General features: G+C 61.4%; 19 protein-coding genes. 3 read left to right on the top strand and 16 right to left on the bottom strand.

The window, feature by feature from the left end:
* From hscB to trmJ, 6 genes are all read right to left on the bottom strand, one after another.
* On the bottom strand, positions 1 to 522 hold the full coding sequence (gene hscB, locus C9411_RS20440; protein ID WP_063990540.1) for a co-chaperone HscB: 522 nt from the start codon (positions 520 to 522) through the stop codon (positions 1 to 3).
* A 62-nt stretch (positions 523 to 584) separates the two neighbouring features.
* Positions 585 to 908: an iron-sulfur cluster assembly protein IscA gene (iscA, locus tag C9411_RS20435; protein WP_004941410.1), complete on the bottom strand. Its 324-nt coding sequence runs from the start codon at positions 906 to 908 to the stop codon at positions 585 to 587.
* Between the two features lie 54 nt (positions 909 to 962).
* A complete protein-coding gene (gene iscU / locus C9411_RS20430; RefSeq protein WP_004941408.1) occupies positions 963 to 1,349 on the bottom strand; it encodes a Fe-S cluster assembly scaffold IscU in 387 nt (128 codons plus the stop codon).
* Between the two features lie 24 nt (positions 1,350 to 1,373).
* The gene (gene iscS / locus C9411_RS20425; protein WP_107227811.1) at positions 1,374 to 2,588 is read right to left on the bottom strand and encodes a cysteine desulfurase; all 1,215 of its coding nucleotides are present in this window, start codon (positions 2,586 to 2,588) and stop codon (positions 1,374 to 1,376) included.
* 54 nt (positions 2,589 to 2,642) lie between these two features.
* Positions 2,643 to 3,137 (bottom strand): Fe-S cluster assembly transcriptional regulator IscR, encoded by a 495-nt coding sequence (gene iscR / locus C9411_RS20420; RefSeq protein WP_004941404.1) that lies wholly within the window; start codon positions 3,135 to 3,137, stop codon positions 2,643 to 2,645.
* 193 nt (positions 3,138 to 3,330) lie between these two features.
* Complete coding sequence (gene trmJ, locus C9411_RS20415) at positions 3,331 to 4,065, bottom strand: tRNA (cytosine(32)/uridine(32)-2'-O)-methyltransferase TrmJ (RefSeq protein WP_025303916.1); 735 nt, start codon at positions 4,063 to 4,065, stop codon at positions 3,331 to 3,333.
* Positions 4,066 to 4,184: 119 nt separating this feature from the next.
* Between trmJ and suhB the strand changes: the two genes are divergently transcribed.
* Positions 4,185 to 4,988 carry an inositol-1-monophosphatase gene (gene suhB / locus C9411_RS20410; protein ID WP_004941400.1) on the top strand — a complete coding sequence of 268 codons (804 nt, stop codon included), beginning with the start codon at positions 4,185 to 4,187 and terminating at the stop codon, positions 4,986 to 4,988.
* A gap of 56 nt (positions 4,989 to 5,044) precedes the next feature.
* Here the strand turns inward: suhB and C9411_RS20405 are convergent, their stop codons facing one another.
* Entirely contained in the window at positions 5,045 to 6,067 is a 1,023-nt protein-coding gene (locus C9411_RS20405; RefSeq protein ID WP_107227810.1) for a nickel/cobalt transporter, read from the bottom strand.
* On the bottom strand, positions 6,058 to 6,693 hold the full coding sequence (locus tag C9411_RS20400; RefSeq protein WP_033651572.1) for a DUF1007 family protein: 636 nt from the start codon (positions 6,691 to 6,693) through the stop codon (positions 6,058 to 6,060). The genes C9411_RS20405 and C9411_RS20400 overlap by 10 nt, the downstream gene beginning before the upstream one ends.
* Before the next feature lie 182 nt (positions 6,694 to 6,875).
* Here C9411_RS20400 and csiE point away from each other — a divergent pair, with 182 nt between their 5' ends.
* On the top strand, positions 6,876 to 8,141 hold the full coding sequence (gene csiE, locus C9411_RS20395; RefSeq protein WP_063990544.1) for a stationary phase inducible protein CsiE: 1,266 nt from the start codon (positions 6,876 to 6,878) through the stop codon (positions 8,139 to 8,141).
* Here the strand turns inward: csiE and C9411_RS20390 are convergent, their stop codons facing one another.
* Entirely contained in the window at positions 8,142 to 9,287 is a 1,146-nt protein-coding gene (locus tag C9411_RS20390; RefSeq protein WP_063990545.1) for a 3-phenylpropionate MFS transporter, read from the bottom strand.
* 156 nt (positions 9,288 to 9,443) lie between these two features.
* Entirely contained in the window at positions 9,444 to 10,697 is a 1,254-nt protein-coding gene (gene glyA / locus C9411_RS20385) for a serine hydroxymethyltransferase (RefSeq protein WP_107227809.1), read from the bottom strand.
* A gap of 357 nt (positions 10,698 to 11,054) precedes the next feature.
* Between glyA and hmpA the strand changes: the two genes are divergently transcribed.
* Complete coding sequence (gene hmpA, locus C9411_RS20375) at positions 11,055 to 12,245, top strand: NO-inducible flavohemoprotein (RefSeq protein ID WP_107227808.1); 1,191 nt, start codon at positions 11,055 to 11,057, stop codon at positions 12,243 to 12,245.
* A gap of 37 nt (positions 12,246 to 12,282) precedes the next feature.
* Here the strand turns inward: hmpA and C9411_RS20370 are convergent, their stop codons facing one another.
* From C9411_RS20370 to C9411_RS20345, 6 genes are all read right to left on the bottom strand, one after another.
* On the bottom strand, positions 12,283 to 13,467 hold the full coding sequence (locus C9411_RS20370) for a cytochrome c (RefSeq protein ID WP_107227807.1): 1,185 nt from the start codon (positions 13,465 to 13,467) through the stop codon (positions 12,283 to 12,285).
* A complete protein-coding gene (locus C9411_RS20365) occupies positions 13,464 to 15,374 on the bottom strand; it encodes an FAD/NAD(P)-binding protein (RefSeq protein ID WP_107227806.1) in 1,911 nt (636 codons plus the stop codon). The genes C9411_RS20370 and C9411_RS20365 overlap by 4 nt, the downstream gene beginning before the upstream one ends.
* A gap of 80 nt (positions 15,375 to 15,454) precedes the next feature.
* Positions 15,455 to 16,879 carry an aminobutyraldehyde dehydrogenase gene (gene patD / locus C9411_RS20360; protein ID WP_063990549.1) on the bottom strand — a complete coding sequence of 475 codons (1,425 nt, stop codon included), beginning with the start codon at positions 16,877 to 16,879 and terminating at the stop codon, positions 15,455 to 15,457.
* Between the two features lie 35 nt (positions 16,880 to 16,914).
* Complete coding sequence (locus tag C9411_RS20355) at positions 16,915 to 17,721, bottom strand: ABC transporter permease (RefSeq protein WP_033648928.1); 807 nt, start codon at positions 17,719 to 17,721, stop codon at positions 16,915 to 16,917.
* Entirely contained in the window at positions 17,711 to 18,655 is a 945-nt protein-coding gene (locus C9411_RS20350) for an ABC transporter permease (RefSeq protein ID WP_025303927.1), read from the bottom strand. The genes C9411_RS20355 and C9411_RS20350 overlap by 11 nt, the downstream gene beginning before the upstream one ends.
* Position 18,656: 1 nt before the next feature.
* On the bottom strand, positions 18,657 to 19,685 hold the full coding sequence (locus C9411_RS20345; RefSeq protein ID WP_063990551.1) for an ABC transporter ATP-binding protein: 1,029 nt from the start codon (positions 19,683 to 19,685) through the stop codon (positions 18,657 to 18,659).
* Positions 19,686 to 19,704 lie beyond the last annotated feature (19 nt).

The following is a 19,704-nucleotide window of genomic DNA, read 5'->3' as shown; positions in this document are numbered from 1 at the left end:
TTACTCAAAACCCAGCAGTTTTTCTTCGAGTTGTTCAACCTGTTGCTGGAGTTTGTCCAAAAAGCGCAGCTTGCGCACGGTGTCGGCGGCGTCCGCCCATTGCTCACCATCCAGCTGCTGCAGCATCAGAGCGCTGCGCTGTTTGATGGAGACGGCCAGCCGCGCGCCGAAATCGGCCAGTAGGCTTTCCGCCTCCGGCTTGCGCTCAATGGCGTCGAGCTCTTCGCGCAGTTCCAGCTGTTCCATCAGAAACGCGGTGTCGCGCATCGTATGCTGTTCGTTGCCCAGATCGAAGCCGTGCAAAGATAGCATATACTCCGCGCGTTTTAACGGGTGCTTCAGCGCCTGGTAGGCTTCGTTGATGGTCGCCGCCTGCTGCAACGCCATCAGGCGTTCGCGCTCCGGCTGGTTGGCGAAACGATCGGGGTGGAATTGGCGCTGCAGATCCTGGAAGCGGGACGCAAGCAGGCTGCCGTCCACGGTGTAGCGAACTGGCAGCCCGAATAAAGTAAAGTAATCCATAGCGTGCTCTGGGCGTTAGCGGATGAAGTTCCCCCGCCGAAACGGGGGAGCACGATGGACTGTCAGACGTTGAAACTCTCGCCGCAGCCGCATTCGCTTGAGACGTTCGGGTTGTTGAACTTGAAGCCTTCGTTCAGGCCTTCCTTAACGAAATCAAGCTCGGTGCCGTCAAGGTAGACCAGACTCTTGCCGTCGATGATCACCTTGATGCCTTTGTCTTCAAACACGATGTCGTCATCGTTGGCTTCGTCAACAAATTCCAGCACGTACGCCATCCCGGAGCAGCCGGAAGTTCGCACTCCCAGACGCAGGCCGAGACCTTTGCCGCGGTTCGTCAAAAACGCCTGAACACGCTGCGCAGCGCTGTCGCTCATGGTAATAGACATCACAACCTCACACTTCACATCAAAGCCCGGCGCGGCCGGGCCGACTCAGACAAATTACTTGGCGCTATGCTTGCTCTTATAGTCGGCAATCGCTGCTTTGATGGCGTCTTCAGCCAGGATCGAGCAGTGAATTTTGACCGGCGGCAATTCCAGCTCTTCAGCGATCTGGGTGTTTTTGATCGCTTCAGCCTGATCCAGCGACTTGCCTTTCATCCATTCGGTCACCAGCGAGCTGGAGGCGATGGCAGAACCGCAGCCGTAAGTTTTAAAGCGCGCGTCTTCGATGATGCCTTCATCGTTAACCTTGATCTGCAGCTTCATGACGTCGCCGCAGGCCGGTGCCCCTACCATGCCGCTGCCGACGGTAGGATCTTCGTTGTCGAAAGAACCCACGTTACGCGGGTTTTCATAATGATCGATTACTTTTTCGCTGTAAGCCATGACCTTGCTCCTGAAACCTGAGAATTAATGATGCGCCCATTCGATGCTGTTGATGTCCACGCCCTGCTTGAACATCTCCCACAGTGGGGACAGATCGCGCAGACGGCCAATGGATTTACGCACCAGTTGAATGGTGTAGTCGATCTCTTCTTCCGTGGTGAAACGCCCCAGGGAGAAACGGATCGAGCTGTGCGCCAATTCATCGCTCATGCCCAGCGCGCGCAGCACGTAGGACGGCTCGAGGCTGGCGGAGGTACAGGCTGAACCGGAGGAAACGGCCAGGTCTTTCAGCGCCATGATCAGCGACTCGCCTTCAACGTAGTTGAAGCTGACGTTCAGGATGTTCGGTGCGCCGTGCTCCAGATCGCCGTTCAGATACACTTCTTCCATATCTTTCACGCCGTTCCACAGACGATCGCGCAGGGTGCGCAGACGCGCCATCTCTTCGATCATCTCTTCTTTGGCGATGCGGTAAGCTTCGCCCATGCCGACGATCTGGTGGACAGGCAGAGTGCCGGAACGCATGCCGCGCTCGTGACCGCCGCCGTGTACCTGCGCTTCGATGCGGATGCGCGGCTTGCGGCGCACGTACAGCGCGCCGATGCCTTTCGGGCCATAGATTTTGTGGCCGGAGAACGACATCAGGTCGACTTTCAGCTTGCTCAGATCGATAGGCAGTTTGCCCACGCTCTGGGTGGCGTCAACGTGGTAGATGATACCGCGCGCACGGCACATTTCGCCGATCGCTTCGATATCCTGCACCACGCCGATTTCGTTATTGACGTGCATGATGGAGACCAGAATGGTGTCATCGCGCAGCGCCGCTTCGAGATCCTGCAGGCTGATGATGCCGTTGCTCTGTGGCGCCAGGTAGGTCACTTCAAACCCTTCGCGCTCCAGCTGACGGCAGGTGTCCAGCACGGCTTTGTGTTCGGTTTTGCTGGTGATGATGTGCTTGCCTTTTTTCTGGTAGAAATTGGCAGCGCCTTTGATCGCAAGGTTGTCGGATTCGGTCGCCCCGGAGGTGAAGACGATTTCGCGTGGGTCGGCGCCCACCAGTTCGGCAATTTGGTTACGGGCGATGTCTACCGCCTCTTCCGCCTGCCAACCGAAACGGTGGGAACGGGAAGCCGGGTTGCCAAAAGTGCCGTCCAGGGTCAAAAACTGCATCATCTTCTCAGCAACGCGCGGGTCGACCGGCGTCGTTGCTGAGTAATCCAGATAAATCGGTAATTTCATTGCTCTTGTGCTCCGTACATCACTTCCAAAAACTAAAAAAATTTCGCCAGCTGCTTATGCGCGCAGATTAACGTTGATAGTTTCTTGCGGACGACCGTTGGCCGTGCGGCGCGTATCGTTGTTTTGACGATCCGCCACCACCAGCACTTCCTGGTTGTTGACCAGTTCTGCCAGCGTAATGTTGTTCAGGAACCCGCTGATGCGCTCGCTCAGATCGCGCCACAGGGCGTGGGTCAAGCAGCGATCGCCGCCCTGACAGCCTTCTTTGCCCTGGCAACGGGTTGCATCTACCGATTCATCGACGGCAGTGATGACAGCGCCAACGGCGATCTCACCTGCGTCTTTACCCAGCAGATAACCACCGCCCGGGCCACGCACGCTGGCCACCAGACCATTCTTGCGCAGACGGGAGAATAATTGTTCCAGATAAGAGAGCGAAATACCCTGGCGTTCGGAAATGTCCGCCAGTGGTACCGGCCCTTCCTGGGAATGCAGCGCTACGTCGAGCATAGCGGTTACGGCATAACGGCCTTTGGATGTCAGTCTCATAGCTCAATGGTTACCTGTTGGTCAAATATGGCCGAAAGTCTGACATTCCTGAGTAAAACAGTCAACTATTTAACCTAGTAATTGACTCAAGTATTAGCACGTTTTGAACTTAGCAAGAACAAAGGTATATAAAATACATGTTATAACCTTTGGATAACTAATACTATTGTCGTCCACCGTTATGCCACATCAATTAATTACCTTGATGTTTATCCTGTTTCTCGATCGACGTCAGCATGCCGCGCAGGATATTCAGCTCCTGCCCTTCCGGGCGGGCGCGGGTGAACAGCCGACGCAGGCGGCTCATCACCTGGCCCGGATGGGACGGACGAATAAAGCCGGTGCGCTGCAGCGTCTGCTCCAGGTGCTGATAGAAACGCTCGAGGTCGTCCACCAGCGGATACGGCGTCTCTTCCAGCTGCGGCGCGCCCGCCTGTTGGCGATCGAGGTAAGCCACGCGCACTTCATACGCCAGGATCTGCACCGCCATCGCCAGATTCAGCGAGCTGTAGTCCGGGTTGGCCGGAATGGCGACGTGGTAGTGGCACTTCTGCAGTTCATCGTTGGTCAGCCCGACGCGTTCGCGGCCGAACACCAGCGCCACCGGCGCGTGTTCGCCTTCGTGCACCGCGCGCACGCCGCATTCACGCGGCTCCAGCATCGGCCACGGCAACGTGCGAGAACGTGCGCTGGTGCCCACCACCAGGCTACAGCCGGCGATGGCGTCATCGAGGGTATCGACGATAGTGGCGTTGCCGATCACGTCGCTGGCGCCGGCGGCCAGGGCGATGGCCTGAGAATCGGGTTTGATCAGCGGATTAACCAGATAAAGGTTGGTTAAACCCATGGTTTTCATGGCTCTGGCGGTCGAGCCCATGTTGCCGGTATGTGAAGTCTCAACCAGAACAATGCGGATATTGTGCAGCATACAAACTCTGAGCGTGGCGGAAAATCGCAGCATCTTAACACAGCCGTAGGCAATTTGCCGAACAGCTGCTATACTTCGCGCCGTTTCCTGTTCTTTAACATCCTAGTTGGAAGATACCCATGCATCCGATGCTGACTATCGCCGTGCGCGCTGCGCGCAAGGCCGGTAACCTGATTGCCAAAAACTACGAAACCCCGGACGCTGTAGAAGCGAGCCAGAAAGGGACCAATGACTTCGTCACCAACGTCGATCGCGATGCAGAGCATCTGATCATCGACGTCATCCGCAAGTCTTATCCGCAACACAGTATCGTGAGCGAAGAACGCGGTGAGCTGATCGGCGAAGATCGCGATGTGCAATGGGTGATCGATCCACTGGATGGCACTGCAAACTTCATCAAACGTTTCCCTCATTTCTCCGTTTCCATCGCCGTACGCATCAAAGGCCGTACCGAAGTGGCCGTGGTCTACGATCCGATGCGCAACGAACTGTTCACCGCCACTCGCGGCCAGGGCGCACAGCTCAACGGTTACCGCCTGCGCGGCACCAATGCCAAAGATCTGGATGGCACCATCCTGGCGACCGGCTTCCCGTTCAAGGTCAAACAACACGCAACGCCTTACATCAACATCGTCGGCAAGCTGTTCACCCAGTGCGCGGACTTCCGCCGCACCGGTTCCGCTGCGCTGGATCTGGCCTATGTGGCCGCCGGCCGCGTGGACGGTTTCTTCGAAATCGGCCTGAAGCCGTGGGACTTCGCCGCGGGCGAACTGCTGGTGCGTGAAGCCGGCGGCCTGGTCACCGACTTCGTCGGTGGCCACAACCACTTCAGCTCCGGCAACGTGGTTGCAGGCAACCCGCGCGTAGTGAAAGCCATGCTGGCCACCATGCGTGAAGAACTGAGCGAAGCGCTGAAGCGTTAATCGCCAGAAGCGAATCGAAAAAAAGCGCTGCCGATGCAGCGCTTTTTTTATGCCCGTTAACGGGAGAAGGGACGGATGCCGCCGCCGAATTCCGGCTGCGCGCTGACGTACAGCAGCAGCCCGGCAGCCAGCAGGATCAGACCGCCGGCCAGCGCCAACGCCCCCCAAGCCACTGCGCTCCAGGCGGCGGGCGCACGCGAACGGCTGAGGCGCACCGCCAGCCGGCGGCTGTAATGCACCAGCAGCGCCAGCATCGAGATGGTCAACGAGGTGCCGAACGCCATCGCCAGCGCGGAGATCACTCCCCAGCCGAACACGCCGATCACCTTGGAGAACAGCAGCACCAAAATCGCCCCCGAACAGGGGCGCATGCCCATCGCCAGCACGATGGCGGCCTGAGTGCGCCAATCGCTTCCCGCCTGCAGCTCGCTGTCGCTCGGCAGATGACGGTGGCCGCAGCCGCAATTGGCGCTGTGCACATGATCCGCCGCCAGCGGCGTCAGGCTATTGATGCGCAGCGCCGGCGCCGGGCGCATCGCCTTGATCGCCGCAAACAAACGCTTCAGCGCGCGCCAACTCAGCAGCACACCAAGCAGCATCACCAGGATAAAGCTGCCCTTCTCCAGCCAGAAGCTGCTTTGGTGCAGCTGGCGCGAAGAGAGCTGCAATACCACCAGCATCAGCGTGACCAGCGCGATCGCCACTCCGCCCTGCACCAGCGAGGCGGCGAAGGTCAGCTTCAGGCTGCTTTTCAGCCGCGCCGGATGGGTAGCCAGGTAGGTGGCGATCACCACTTTGCCGTGGCCGGGGCCAAGCGCATGCAAGACGCCATAGCCGAGGCTGAACAGCATCAGCGCCAGCCCGGCCTGCTGCGGCGCGGCCTTCACCTGCTGCAACAGCCCCGCCATCTGCTGGTGCAGCGCTTTTTGCCATACCACGCTCTGCATCAGCAGCTGCGGCCAATAGTGCCACGCCAGCAGCGCGGCGGCCGCCAGCGCCAGCGTGAACGGCAGCAGCGGCCACAGGCCGAAGGCCCAGTGGCGTTGGCTCGTCGTCGGTGGTGAGAAATTTAACGACATTGCAGCGTCACCCGCTGGGCGAACTGCTGCCCCAGCGCCAGGTCTTCGCCGGGCGAGTCGTTCTTGTCGAGCGACAGCGCATAGGCCTGCAGCGACGCATTCGGCTTCGGCGTCATCAGCTTGTAGCTGCACAGCTGCGCCATCTCCGGCGGCAGATGCAGCGCATTTTGGTCTTTATAGGTCATGTCCACGAAATAAGTCGGATCGTAAGTAGAAAGTTCGAACGGCTTGCCCGCCAGCGGCTGTGGCTCGGCCAACGGCAGCACGAACTCCAGCACCGCCTGATTGCCCTGGCGCGACAGGTGATATTCGCTGGGCAAGTTCAGGTATTTCACCGGCTTGCCGTCGCGGTAAAGATCGGTGAAATAGTGCTGCCCCAGCACGTTGGCCATCACTTCCGCCGCCAGCTTTTTCCACACCTCCGAATCGCTCTTGGCGTTTTTCGCATCGTAGAGCAGATCTGCCGAGGTGATTTCATCCATCACCCACACCATTTTCAGGCCGACCAGCCGCTGGTCCTTGGCGACGAAGGTGGTGTTCATGTCGATAAAGCTGTGCGGATGAGCGATCGCACCGGCGCTGAACACGGCGCCAAAGGCAGCCAAAAGACGACGTAACTTCATCATTATCCTGTCTTACCTGTATTTGTTATAACGTAACACAAACAAATGCCGAACGGCCCGCCTCTCCCGGCGATATTTGTGACGAAAGTTGTAAGCCGAAGTAAAAGCCGCACGGTAACCCTGCCGCCACAAAGCCTTTTGCTATGCTTAGGTATAATCGCAACCTTTTATGCCGGAAGGTGATAATGAGCCTGGACACCTCTCCCGTGCCCGAGCTCTCCGGACAACAACGGCGCTGCCATCTGCTGCTGATGCTGTACACGCCGGAGCCCGAGTTACAGCTGGAGACCCTGAGCCAAATCAACGGCGTCGCCCCCCCGATAACCCGGCAAGATATAGCCGAGGTGGCCAATGAAATCCAGCGTTTCCACCACCTGGAGATCGCCGTCGATCCCGATCGTGGCTACCAACTGCGGGGCAGCGCGCTCGACCAGCGCCTGTGCCTGATCCATTGGCTGCGGCGGGCCCTGCGCTGCAGCCCGCAGTTCGTCGAGGGCGATTTCGCCCCGCGCCTGCGGCACGTGCTGGCGGCCGATGCCGCCCCGGCGTCTGCGCTGGCAGAGGCGATCGATGCCTGTGAGCCACTGCTCAACCGCCGATTCGATGCGCGCGACCGCCAATTCCTGCAGCATTATCTGCTCTACTGCGCCTGGCAAAATCGCCTGCAGCGCCATCCGCATTTCGACGCCGTTCAACGCGACTGGCTGCGGCAAAAGCCGGAGCAGCAGGCCGCCGCCTGGCTGCATCAGGCCTGCAATCGGCTGTTTAACCAGCCGCCGCAGGCAGACGAGCGCGATTTTTTGGCGCTGACGTTTACCCTGTTGAAAAATCACAGCTACCACAGCAACGACTCCGCGCAAGAACAGCGGCTGATGGCAGCCATCGACAGCATGGTCGAGCGTTTCCAGCAGCTTTCCGGCATGGCCTTCAGCAGCAAGGCGGAGTTGGTCAGCCAGCTGTTCGCCCACCTGGCGCCGGCGCTGGAGCGCTGCCGTTTCGCCATCGGCATCGACAATATGCTGCTGGAAGAAGTGGTGCGCAAATACCCGCGGCTGATGCGCACCACGCAGGAAGCGCTGAAACCGCTGGAGCAGGAGTACGACGTGGATTTTTCCAACGAGGAGACGGGCCTGGTGGCCATCAGCTTCGGCGCCTGGCTGATGCAGGACAACGCGCTGCAGGAAAAACAGGTGCTGCTGCTGACGCTGGACAACCCTCAGCTGGAAGAGGAAGTGGAATATCAGATCCGCGAGCTCACGCTGCTGCCGCTGAACATCAAGTATCTGCCGCTGAGCGACTATCTGCGCGGCGGCGCGCCGCAGGGTGTCATGCTGGTGATCACCCCTTATGCGGCGGTGCACAGCGATCCGCACCCGCCGCTGATCTATACCGAACTGCCGCTGGAAACCCGGCAGCGCCAAGCCATCCGCACGCTGCTGGAAGCCCCTTAATCAACGGCTGACACTGACCGCCGGCGGCCGGATGAACAAGGCCGGCACCGCGACCGCCGCCATCACCCAGAATACCCCGCCCTGCCAATGTTCGAACAGGAACCCGGCAATGACCGTCATAACGGCGATACCGCCGCCCATCGCCAGCGCCGAATACACCGCCTGCAGCCGGATCACCTCTTGCCCCTGGCGCGCGGCAATAAAGCGCATCGCCGCCAGATGACAGACGGTGAAGGTGCCGCAGTGCAGGATCTGGATCAGCAGCAGCCAGCCCAGCTCGGTACTGTAGGCCATCAGGCTCCAGCGCAACACGCCGCAGCAGGCGGAGAGCAACAGCAGGTTGCGCGCATTCCAGCGGCGGAACAGCACGTTGCTGCTGGCGAAAATAATCACTTCCGCCACCACGCCGAGCGACCACAGATAGCCGATGGTCGAGGCCGAATAGCCCGCCTCCTGCCAGTAAATGGAGCCGAAGCTGTAGTAGCCGGCGTGCGCCCCCTGCAGCAGCGTGACGCACAGCAGGAAGCGCCAGACCGGCCCCTCTTTCAGCAGTGCCCACAGCGAGCGCTCGGCTTCGCTGTGCGAGCGCGCTTCGCCCTGCGGCATGACGCTCGGCTTCAGCAACATGCCCAGCAGCATCGCCAACACGCTGAAGATCAGGCTGTAGAGAATCGCGTTATGGCCCCACACCGCCACCAGCTGCCCGGTCAGCGCCGAGCCGATGACGAACGCCAGCGAGCCCCACAGCCGCACCCGGCCGTAGTCCATGCGGATCTGCTTTTGCCAGGTGGCGGCCAGCGCGTCGGTCAGCGGCACCAGCGGCGAGAAGAACAGGTTGAAACCCGCTATCACCAGCATCAGCCAGCCCCAACCGTTGCCGAAACAGAAACCGACCGCAAAGGCCAGGGTCAGCAGCGCCAGCAGGCGCAGGGCGGAGACTAAATGAGAGGGATCTTTAACGCGGGGAGCAATCAGTAAGCTGCCGAGGAAGCGGGCCACCAAGCCGGCGCCGAGCAATATGCCGATGGTTTCGGGCGCGATGCCCTCGCCTTTCAGCCACACGCCCCAGAACGGTAAGAAGATACCGTAGGAAAAGAAGTAGGTGAAATAACTGAGCGCGAGCCAACGCGTGGATTGCAGAACCATGATCCCTCCGGAGTGAGGGCAATACTTTGACAGAGCTCACACCGCCCCGCAATCTTCATTCCACTTCAATGCGTTAGAGTGCCAGACAGCTCACAGTTTGCCGCGAGCGGCCACAAAAAAACCCGCCGCAGCGGGTTTTGTCGGGCGAAAGCGGGATTATGCGTAAACCGGCAGGCGGGCGCAGATATCCAGCACTTTCTTCTTGGTGCGTTCAATGGTGGCTTCATCGTTGATGTTGTCCAGCACATCGCAGATCCAACCGGCCAGTTCGCGCACGTCGGCTTCTTTAAAGCCACGACGGGTGACGGCCGGGGTGCCGATACGCACGCCAGAGGTGACGAACGGGCTCTTAGGATCGTTCGGCACGCTGTTTTTGTTGACGGTGATGTTGGCGCGGCCCAGGGCGGCGTCCGCTTCTTTACCGGTCAGGTTTTTGTCGACCAGATCCAGCAGGAACAGGTGGTTATGGGTGCCGCCGGAGACCACTTTGTAGCCGCGCTGCAGGAACACGTCCACCATCGCCTTGGCGTTGACCGCCACTTGCTGCTGATAAACCTTGAACTCAGGCTCCATCGCTTCTTTCAGCGCCACCGCCTTGCCGGCGATCACGTGCATCAGCGGGCCGCCCTGGCCGCCAGGGAACACGGCGGAGTTCAGCTTCTTGTACAGCTCTTCGTCGCCGCCCTTCGCCAGGATCAGACCGCCGCGCGGACCCGCCAGGGTTTTGTGGGTGGTGGTGGTGACGATGTGCGCGTGCGGTACCGGGTTCGGGTACACGCCGGCGGCGATCAGGCCCGCTACGTGCGCCATGTCGACGAACAGGTAAGCGCCGATGCTGTCGGCGATTTCGCGCATTTTGACCCAATCAACCACGCCGGAGTAAGCGGAGAAGCCGCCGATGATCATTTTCGGCTTGTGGGTTTGCGCCTGCTTGGCCAGATCGTCATAGTCGATTTGACCTTTGTCGTCGATGCCGTAAGGCACCACGTTATACAGTTTGCCGGACAGGTTGACCGGGGAACCGTGGGTCAGGTGGCCGCCGTGCGCCAGGTTCATGCCCAGAATGGTGTCGCCCGGCTGCAGCAGCGCGGTGTACACGGCGAAGTTAGCCTGGGAGCCGGAGTGCGGCTGCACGTTGGCGTAATCGGCGCCGAACAATTCTTTGGCGCGATCGATAGCCAGCTGCTCAACGATATCCACGTATTCGCAGCCGCCGTAGTAACGCTTGCCCGGATAGCCTTCAGCGTATTTGTTGGTCAGCTGGGAACCCTGAGCCTGCATCACGCGCGGGCTGGTGTAGTTCTCAGACGCGATCAGCTCGATGTGCTCTTCCTGACGCACCACTTCCTGCTCCATGGCACGCCACAGTTCCGCATCGTAATCGGCAATGTTCATTTCACGCTTTAACATCCGGCATCTCCTGACTTAAATCAGCTAACTAAAAAATCACCAAATAACTACCCGTTTGGGTTCTGGGCCACAGTGTAAACCGTTTCGCCCCACCGAAGATAGGTCTTGACAGAGGTTTTTACGCAAACGATTGGCATAAGGTGGCGCAAGGCTTTGATCCGCGAAACACCGCCGTTTATCAACGGACATTTCCTCATGCGAACAATGCGCTTTTTTCATGTTCTGTGAGCGCGATCGACGCCCGAAGAACACCGCAACGAAAACAAGGGTATTTACAAGCGACGCGGAACCCAATAAGATGCATTTAAAATACATCATTAAAATTATCGTCAAGATCCCAACCCAAGGAGCGCTTCCATGCTGGATAGCCAAACCATCGCCACCGTGAAATCCACCATTCCCCTGCTGGCTGCGACCGGGCCGAAGCTGACCGCCCACTTTTACGATCGCATGTTCGCGCACAACCCGGAATTGAAAGACATTTTCAACATGAGCAACCAGCGCAACGGCGATCAGCGTCAGGCGCTGTTCGACGCCATCTGCGCCTATGCCGCCAACATCGAGAACCTGGCGGCGCTGCTGCCGGCGGTGGAGCGCATCGCGCAGAAGCATACCAGCTTCAATATCCAGCCGGAGCAGTACAACATCGTCGGCGGTCACCTGCTGGCGACGCTGGACGAAATGTTCAGCCCGGGTCAGGAAGTCCTGGACGCCTGGGGCAAGGCCTACGGCGTGCTGGCCAACGTATTTATCCAGCGTGAAGAGCAAATTTATCAGCAGAGCGAAACCGACAACGGCGGCTGGCGCGATCTGCGCGCGTTCCGCATCCTGAAGAAACAGCCGCAGAGCGACGTGATCTGCAGCTTCGTGCTGGCGCCGGTGGACGGCGGCCGGGTAGCGGACTTCAAACCGGGGCAATACCTGGCGGTCTACATCAAGCACGACAGCCTGGAACATCAGGAAATTCGCCAGTACTCGCTGACCACCTCGCCGAACGGCGAGTTCTACCGCATCGCGGTGAAGCGTGAAGATCAGGGGAAAGTGTCCAACTACCTGCACCAGCAGGCGCAGGAAGGCGACGTGATCTACATCGCCCCGCCGCACGGCGACTTCTTCCTCGACGTGGCGCCGACCACGCCGGTGGCGCTGATCTCCGCCGGCGTCGGCCAAACCCCGATGCTCGGCATGCTCAACACCCTGCACGACAACCAGCATCAGGCGCAGGTCCACTGGCTGCACGCGGCGGAAAACGGCAGCGTGCACGCCTTTGCCGATGAGGTGGCGGATATTGCCGGGCGCATGCCGAATCTGAGCCGCCATGTGTGGTACCGCGAGCCGGGTGCCGATGACGTGGAAGGCCGCGACTATCACAGCCGCGGATTGATGGATTTGAGCGCGCTGCAAAGCAGCCTGGCCGATCCGCAGATGCACTATTACTTCTGCGGCCCGGTGGCCTTCATGCAGTTCGTGGGCAAACAGCTGCTGGAAATGGGCGTAGAGGCCGAACGCATCCACTACGAATGCTTCGGCCCGCATAAGGTGCTGTAATGCTTGCGGAGCGCGGCCGTCAGACCGCGCTCCCCCTTCATTTCGCCTGCAGCTGACGCGCGTCCTGCACCTGCTGCACCGTCACCGGCGCCGCCTGGTTGCCCCAGCTTCCCCGCAGATAGCTCATCAGATCCGCCGCCTGTCGATCGTTCAACGCCCAGCCGTAAGCCGGCATGTCAAACGCCATCGCCTGCTGCGTGATCGGCGTATGCGCCCCCTCCAACACTACCCGCAGCGCGGTCAGCGGATTATCCGCCGTTACCGTGGCATTGCCCGCCAGCGCCGGTATGGCAAAGTCAGTGCCTTCGCCCTTGTTGCCGTGGCAAGTCGAGCAGTACATCGCGTAGGTCGCCTTGCCGCCCAGGTTATCTCCCTGCACGGCAGGCGCAGTGGCTTTGGCGGCGGTTTCCGGCGCCAGGCTGCGCAGGTACACCGCGATGGCGTTCAGATCGCCGTCGCTGAGATACTGCGTACTGTGGGTCACCACCTCGCTCATCGGCCCGGCGACCGCCGCATGGCGGCTGCGGCCGGTTTTCAGCAGCGCCGTCACCTCTTCCGGCGGCAGGCCGCGCAGATTGGAGGCGTACCAGCCGTCCAGCTCGGCGCCGCTCAGGAACACCGGCTCCTTACCGTCCAGCCCCTTCTCCTGCATCGCCCAGCCGCGCGGCGTGTGGCAACTGCCGCAATGGCCCGCGCCCTGCACCAGGTAGGCGCCGCGGTTCCACTCGGCGCTTTGCTGCGGATCTGCCTGATACGGCTGGTCGTCGTGGAACAGCTGGTTCCACACCGCCAGCGGCCAGCGCATCGACAATGGCCAGCTGATGTCGCTGTCACGGTTGGCGACGTTCTGCGCCGGCACCTCATTCATCAGATAGTTATACAGCGCGCGCATGTCTTCCGCGCTCATTTTGGCGTACGAGGTATACGGCATCGCCGGGTAGAGCCGGTGGCCGTCTTTGGCCACCCCCTGGCGCATGGCGCGATCGAACTCCTCGAACGAATAGGCGCCGATGCCGTGCAGCTTGTCCGGCGTGATGTTGGTGGCGTAGATAGCCCCGAGCGGCGTCGGGAACTTCATGCCTCCCGCCAGTTCAGCGCCGCCCGGCGCGGTGTGGCAGGCGGTGCAATCGCCGGCTTTGGCGACGTATTCCCCGGCCGACATCGCCTGGGCCGAGCCGCCGGCCGCCAGCAGGCTCAACAGGTACAGCGAACGCAGACTCATGCTCCCTCCTTGGCGGCAACCTTGCCGTAGGCCAGTTCGTTCACCGCACGCCACGCCTGATCGATCGCCGAGTTGGCGTACGGGCTCCAGTCAGAATCGGAGTTGGCGATAACGATCTTACCGATCGGCTGCCGCGCCGTTTCGATGATTTTCTTGGCTTCTTCTTCGTCGTCAAACAGCCCGTTAAGGAAGTAGGAATAACCGTGCGACCAGCGGTTGACGGTGATCGCCTGAATATCGCGCTGATGGTCGAAACCCGCCTCGCCCAGCATGCCCTGCAGCTGTTCGCGGATCATCTGCTCATGCACCTCGAACGGCGTGCCCAGCAGCAGCGCGCGCCCTTTACGCGACTGCTCGCGCGGGCTGAGGCCGCTGCCCGGCAGCGTCGGCACGTACACCATATGCAGACCGATTGGCCGATCCGGATCGCGCGGGTGCTGATAACCGCCCATGCTCACCGGGTAGTCCAGCTTCACGCGGCTGTACGGCGCGGCCGGCGAATAAATTTCGTGCACGCCCAGCTTGATGAACGGCTGCCAGTTGCGGATCACCACCTTGCTGTACACCAGCGGCGCCTTGACGTTCTGCTTCAGCGCCTCCTGCTGCTCGTGCGACATCTCCGGCACCAGGTACGGGATCATCATGTTGTAGCCGGCCATCACCACCTGCCCGGCGCGCACTTTGGTCATCTTCTCGCCGGTCATGTAGGTGACTTCCACCTTGTCGCCGACGTTGGCCGCGTGCAGCCCGGTGCTGTTCAAACGCAGCTTCACCGGCGACTCCGGCCGATCGAGCTGGCTGTAGTCGAATTTGGCCAGCACCACGTCGTTCATGTCTTTGCCGGCCGGCGCCACCGCCGGGATCAGCTTGCGCACCATCAGGCGCGTCAGCGTGGCGTTGCCGTCCGGGAAGTGGAACACGTAAGGATCGTCGAGATCCGCCTGCGACTCTTCATCCAGCGGCGGCAGATTCATGCCGCCGAGGCCCGGCAGATCGCAGATGCGCGCATCGCTGCACGACGTGCCGTCGATGCCCACCGCCTGGAAGTCGTTGGTGGTCTGCTGGAAATAACGGATCGCCAGCTCGCTCAGACCCACTTTTTCACGCAGGAACTGGGTGTAGCTGTGGGTATCGAGCCATTCGACCTTCTGCTCCAGCGTCATCTCCGGCAGATAATCTTTCTCCACCGTATGCAGCGCGATCAGCGCCTGGCGATCGCTTTCCGGCAGCGGGAAATCACCGATGAACGCTTCATAAGAGCGGCCGTTGAGACGATCGCGCGGAATATCGTCTGCCACCGTGCGGCCCGGATCGCCGCTCACCACCTTGTCGACGCCGAAGTTCTTGCGATCGAAGTAAACCCCGCGGCTCAGGTTCAGATCCGGGTAGAAGGTAGTGTCAAACGCCTGCTCCAGCCGATCGATATCGACGCCGAGCTTGCGCAGCAGCCCCATCGCCACCGGGCTGAAGTTGGAGCGCGGCGACTGCAGCGATTCGCTGCCGCCGTAGCCGAGCAGCATGCCGTCGTCGGTGTTGAATTCGTTGCGCTTGGCGTGGCCGCCGAAGTCGTCATGGTTGTCGATCAGCAAAATGCGCTGCTGCTCGCCTTTCAGCTGCTGCCAGAAACAGGCGGCCGCCAGCCCGCTGATGCCGGCGCCGACCACCACCAGATCGAACTCTTCAACGGCGGGCACGCTGCCGAAATCAAAGGTTTTACCGTCGCGCCCCAGTTGGTGCGCATGCTCGAACGAGCCCGGATGGTTGCCCCGCAGCCCGGTCAGCGCCGGCGGGTAGTACAGGGTTTGATTGGCGGTTTGCGGCGACGCGCGCAAGATTTGCAGCGGCGTCAACCCGGCGGCGATGGTGATCGCCACCCCGTTGAGAAAATCGCGTCGGGTGATACCCATATAGGCTTCCTTTTTTATTATCATCGGCCGGCCGGGGCCGGCCCGAAGGCCGCGCTATTGTGCGGATAATTATTGTAAAATCAATGTTTGAACATCACATGACGAATGGCGGTGTAATCCTCCAGCCCGTACATCGACATGTCCTTGCCGTAACCGGACAGTTTCTGGCCGCCGTGCGGCATTTCGCTCACCAACATGAAGTGGGTGTTCACCCAGGTGCAGCCGTATTGCAGGCGGGCGCTCAAGCGATGCGCGCGGCCCACGTCGCGGGTCCACACGGACGACGCCAGCCCGTAGTTGGATTCGTTCGCCCAGGCCAGCACCTGCTCTTCGTCGTCGAACGGCGTCACCGTCACCACCGGGCCGAACACCTCGCGCTGCACGATCTCATCCTCCTGGCGCGCGCCGGCCAGCAGCGTCGGCTGGAAGTAGTAACCCGGCCCCTTCACCTTCTCGCCGCCGGTCACCACCTGCACGTGCGGCAACGCTTTGGCGCGCTCGACAAAACCGGCGACCCGCTCCAGATGCTGGGCGGTAATCAATGGCCCCAGCTCGGTGCTCTCGTCGTCCGGCGCACCGACCTTCAGGCTGGCCACCGCCTCACCCAGCCGCTTCACCAGCTCGGGATAAATGCTTTTCTGCGCGTAGATGCGGCAGGCAGCGGTGCAATCCTGCCCGGCGTTGTAGAAACCGAAGCCGCGAATACCGTCCACCACCTGCTGCAGATCGGCATCGTCGAACACCAGCACCGGTGCCTTGCCGCCCAGCTCCATATGGGTGCGCTTAATGCCGGCGGCGGTGTGGGCGATGATGTGCTCGCCGGTGGCGATCGAGCCGGTCAGCGACACCATGCGCACCTTGTCATGCCCGGTCAGCCGATCGCCGACGCCGGCACCGCGGCCGAACAGCACGTTGAGTACCCCCGGCGGGAACAGCCCGGCGGCCAGTTCGGCCAGTTTAAAGGTGGTCAGCGGCGTCTGCTCCGACGGCTTGATCACCACGCAGTTGCCCGCCGCCAGCGCCGGCGCCAGTTTCCAGGCCGCCATCATCAGCGGGTAGTTCCACGGCGCGATCGAAGCCACCACGCCGAGCGGATCGCGGCGGATCATCGAGGTATGCCCGGCCAGATACTCGCCGGCCGCCATGCCGGTCAGGCAGCGGCTGGCCCCGGCGAAGAAGCGAAACACGTCGGCCACCGCCGGCAGTTCGTCGTTCAACACGCAATGATAAGGCTTGCCGCAGTTGAGCGATTCCAGCCTGGCGAAGGTCTCGGCATGCTCGTCGATCAGATCCGCCAGCTTGAGCAGATGCTCGGCACGCGCCTTCGGCGTGGTTTGCCCCCAGGCGGCGAACGCGGCGTCCGCCGCCAGCACCGCGCGATCGACCTGCTCCGGGCTGGCCTCCGCCACCTGCGCGATCACTTCGCCGGTCGCCGGGTTATACACCGGCTGGGTCGCGCCCTGGCCATTCACCAGGTGGCCATCAATCAACAGTTGGCTTTGCATAGGGTTATCCTTTTATCAGAGGTCGGGTAAGGAAATTATTTGCCGCTGCCGGCGACGCTTTCCCCACCTTTGGTCAGGTAGTAAGCGCCGAGGATCGGCAGCATGGTCAACAGCATCACCGACAGCGCCACCACGTTGGTGATCGGCACGTCGCGCGGGCGACCGAGCTGGTTCAGCAGCCACAGCGGCAGCGTGCGCTCGTGGCCGGCGGTAAAGGTAGTCACGATGATTTCATCGAACGACAGCGCGAACGCCAGCATGCCCCCGGCCAGCAGCGCCGAGCCGAGGTTCGGCAAGATCACGTAACGGAAGGTTTGCCAGCCGTCGGCGCCGAGATCCATCGACGCTTCGATCAGGCTGTACGAGGTGCGGCGGAACCGGGCGATGACGTTGTTGAACACGATCACCACGCAGAACGTCGCATGGCCGACGACGATAGTCAGGATGCCCGGCTCGATGTTCAGCGCCTTGAATGCCGCCAGCAGCGCCAGGCCGGTGACGATCCCCGGCAGCGCGATCGGCAGCAGCAACAGCAGCGAAATGCTATCCTTGCCGAAGAAATCGCGCCGATACAGCGCCGCCGCCGCCAGGGTGCCGAGCACCAGCGCGATGGCAGTCGCCAGGCAGGCGATCTGCGCCGACAGCAGCACCGCATCGAGGATATCCTGCCGCCCGGCGGCAACGTTGAACCAGTGCAGCGTGAAGCCCTTCGGCGGGAAGCTGAAGGCCGCGTCCTCGGTGTTGAAGGCGTAGATGGCGATGATCGCCAACGGGAAATGCAGGAAGATCAGTCCGCCCCAGGCGGCCAGCTTCAGCCCTAAGGGCGCGCGTTCAGAGTGCATCGAAAGCCCCCAGACGTTTGACGATGGAAAGGTAAATGGCGATCAGGACGATCGGCACCAGCGTAAAGGCCGCGGCCATCGGCATATTGCCGATCGCGCCCTGCTGGGCGTACACCATGCTGCCGATGAAATAGCCCGGCGGCCCCACCAGCTGCGGCACGATAAAGTCGCCCAGCGTCAGCGAGAAGGTGAAGATCGATCCGGCGGCGATGCCCGGTACCGCCAGCGGCAAAATGACGTGGCGGAAGGTCTGCGCCGGTCGCGCGCCCAGATCCGCCGAGGCATGCAGCAGCGAGGGCGGCAGGCGCTCCAGCGCCGCCTGGATCGGCAGGATCATGAACGGCAGCCAGATATAGACGAACACCAGAAAGCGCCCCAGCCCCGAGGTCGACAGCGTGTTGCCGCCGACGCCGGGCACCGTCAGCAGCGAAGCCAACAGCGGCTCCAGCCCCAGGTGCTGCAGGAACCACTGCGCCACGCCGTCTTTCGCCAGCAGCAGGGTCCAGGCGTAGGCTTTAACGATATAGCTGGCCCACATCGGCATCATCACCGCGATGTAAAAGAACGCCTTGACGCGGCCGCTGGTGTAGCGCGCCATGTAATAGGCGATCGGGAACGCCAGTACCGCGCTGGCCAGCGACACCAGCACCGCCATGGTCAGCGTGCGCAGGATGATGTCGTAGTTGGCCGGGTTGAACAGCGCCGCCAGGTTGGCGAAGGTCAGATCCGGCGTCACCGCCATGGTGAAATCGTCGAAGGTGTAAAACCCTTGCCACAGCAGCGTCAGCAGCGAACCGAGGTACACCGCGCCGAACCACAGCAGCGGCGGCACCAGCAGCAAAAGCAGATACAGCGTCGGCCGGCGATAAAGCCAGGTTGACAGCGCGCGCACGGTACCGCCGCGCGCCGAGGGGGAATCGATGCTCATGTCCATCTCACCTCTCCTCCAGCAGCGGCACCATCGCCGCGCGCGGCCAGCAGGCGACGATCGGCTGGCCGATCTGCCGCTGTTGCCCTTCGGCGAGCCACTGCGGATTGGCCTGGCTGACCAGCAGCTTCTCGCCGCCGTTCAGCGTGATTTCATATCGCGTGGCCGCGCCCTGGTAATGGATTTCCTGCAGCGTGCCCTGCACCTGGATCTCGTCCTGCGCCGCGCCGCCGTGCTCCAGCAGGCGGATATGTTCCGGCCGGATCGAGAAGGTTCGGCTTTCGCCGAGCAGGCGCTGCGCCAACTCGCTGCGCACCACGTTGGAGGTGCCGACGAACTCGGCGACGAACGGCGTTTTCGGCCGCATGTAAAGCTCACGCGGCGTATCCACCTGTTCGATGCGGCCGTTATTGAACACCGCCACCCGATCGGACATCGACAGCGCTTCGCTTTGATCGTGGGTGACGAAGATAAAGGTGATGCCCAGCTGGCGCTGCAGCTTCTTCAGCTCCCCCTGCATCTGCTCGCGCAGCTTGAGATCCAGCGCGCCGAGCGGTTCGTCCAGCAGCAGCACCCGCGGCCGATTGACCAGCGCGCGCGCCAACGCCACGCGCTGCCGCTGGCCGCCCGACAGGTGCGCCGGCTTGCGTTCGGCAACGAAACCGAGCGCCACGCTCTCCAGCGCCTCTTGCGCCCGCGCCAGCCGCTCGCGTTTGGCGACGCCCTTCACCATCAGGCCGTAGGCGACGTTTTCCAGCACCGACATGTGCGGGAACAGCGCGTAATCCTGAAACACGGTGTTCACATCGCGCTGATACGGCGGCAGGCTGGCGGCTTCCTGGCCGTGGATGCGAATCGAGCCGGAAGTGAGCTGTTCAAAGCCGGCGATCAGGCGCAAGCAAGTGGTTTTGCCCGAGCCGGACGGCCCGAGCATGGAGAAGAATTCCCCATCCTGAATGTCGATGGATACCCGATCCACGGCGCGAACATCGCCGAAAGTCCGCGAAACATCGATGAATTGCACGGCAATGGTCATTTTCTGTGCTCCATACTGA

This window comes from Serratia sp. Nf2 (assembly GCF_003028435.1).
GTDB classification, from domain to species: domain Bacteria; phylum Pseudomonadota; class Gammaproteobacteria; order Enterobacterales; family Enterobacteriaceae; genus Serratia; species Serratia marcescens_L.
Note: the sequence above shows the minus strand (reverse complement) of the source record. Positions and strands in the feature narration are given on the sequence as shown.

Coding starts and splice junctions, on each gene's coding strand:
- patD (WP_063990549.1), bottom strand. CDS start 16,879: ATGCAAAGCCAACTGTTGATTGATGGCCACCTGGTGAATGGCCAGGGC.
- C9411_RS20355 (WP_033648928.1), bottom strand. CDS start 17,721: ATGCACTCTGAACGCGCGCCCTTAGGGCTGAAGCTGGCCGCCTGGGGC.
- C9411_RS20345 (WP_063990551.1), bottom strand. CDS start 19,685: ATGACCATTGCCGTGCAATTCATCGATGTTTCGCGGACTTTCGGCGAT.
- trmJ (WP_025303916.1), bottom strand. CDS start 4,065: ATGCTGCACAATATCCGCATTGTTCTGGTTGAGACTTCACATACCGGC.
- hscB (WP_063990540.1), bottom strand. CDS start 522: ATGGATTACTTTACTTTATTCGGGCTGCCAGTTCGCTACACCGTGGAC.
- iscA (WP_004941410.1), bottom strand. CDS start 908: ATGTCTATTACCATGAGCGACAGCGCTGCGCAGCGTGTTCAGGCGTTT.
- C9411_RS20390 (WP_063990545.1), bottom strand. CDS start 9,287: ATGGTTCTGCAATCCACGCGTTGGCTCGCGCTCAGTTATTTCACCTAC.
- iscR (WP_004941404.1), bottom strand. CDS start 3,137: ATGAGACTGACATCCAAAGGCCGTTATGCCGTAACCGCTATGCTCGAC.
- glyA (WP_107227809.1), bottom strand. CDS start 10,697: ATGTTAAAGCGTGAAATGAACATTGCCGATTACGATGCGGAACTGTGG.
- hmpA (WP_107227808.1), top strand. CDS start 11,055: ATGCTGGATAGCCAAACCATCGCCACCGTGAAATCCACCATTCCCCTG.
- iscS (WP_107227811.1), bottom strand. CDS start 2,588: ATGAAATTACCGATTTATCTGGATTACTCAGCAACGACGCCGGTCGAC.
- C9411_RS20400 (WP_033651572.1), bottom strand. CDS start 6,693: ATGATGAAGTTACGTCGTCTTTTGGCTGCCTTTGGCGCCGTGTTCAGC.
- C9411_RS20405 (WP_107227810.1), bottom strand. CDS start 6,067: ATGTCGTTAAATTTCTCACCACCGACGACGAGCCAACGCCACTGGGCC.
- csiE (WP_063990544.1), top strand. CDS start 6,876: ATGAGCCTGGACACCTCTCCCGTGCCCGAGCTCTCCGGACAACAACGG.
- C9411_RS20370 (WP_107227807.1), bottom strand. CDS start 13,467: ATGAGTCTGCGTTCGCTGTACCTGTTGAGCCTGCTGGCGGCCGGCGGC.
- C9411_RS20350 (WP_025303927.1), bottom strand. CDS start 18,655: ATGGACATGAGCATCGATTCCCCCTCGGCGCGCGGCGGTACCGTGCGC.
- suhB (WP_004941400.1), top strand. CDS start 4,185: ATGCATCCGATGCTGACTATCGCCGTGCGCGCTGCGCGCAAGGCCGGT.
- C9411_RS20365 (WP_107227806.1), bottom strand. CDS start 15,374: ATGGGTATCACCCGACGCGATTTTCTCAACGGGGTGGCGATCACCATC.
- iscU (WP_004941408.1), bottom strand. CDS start 1,349: ATGGCTTACAGCGAAAAAGTAATCGATCATTATGAAAACCCGCGTAAC.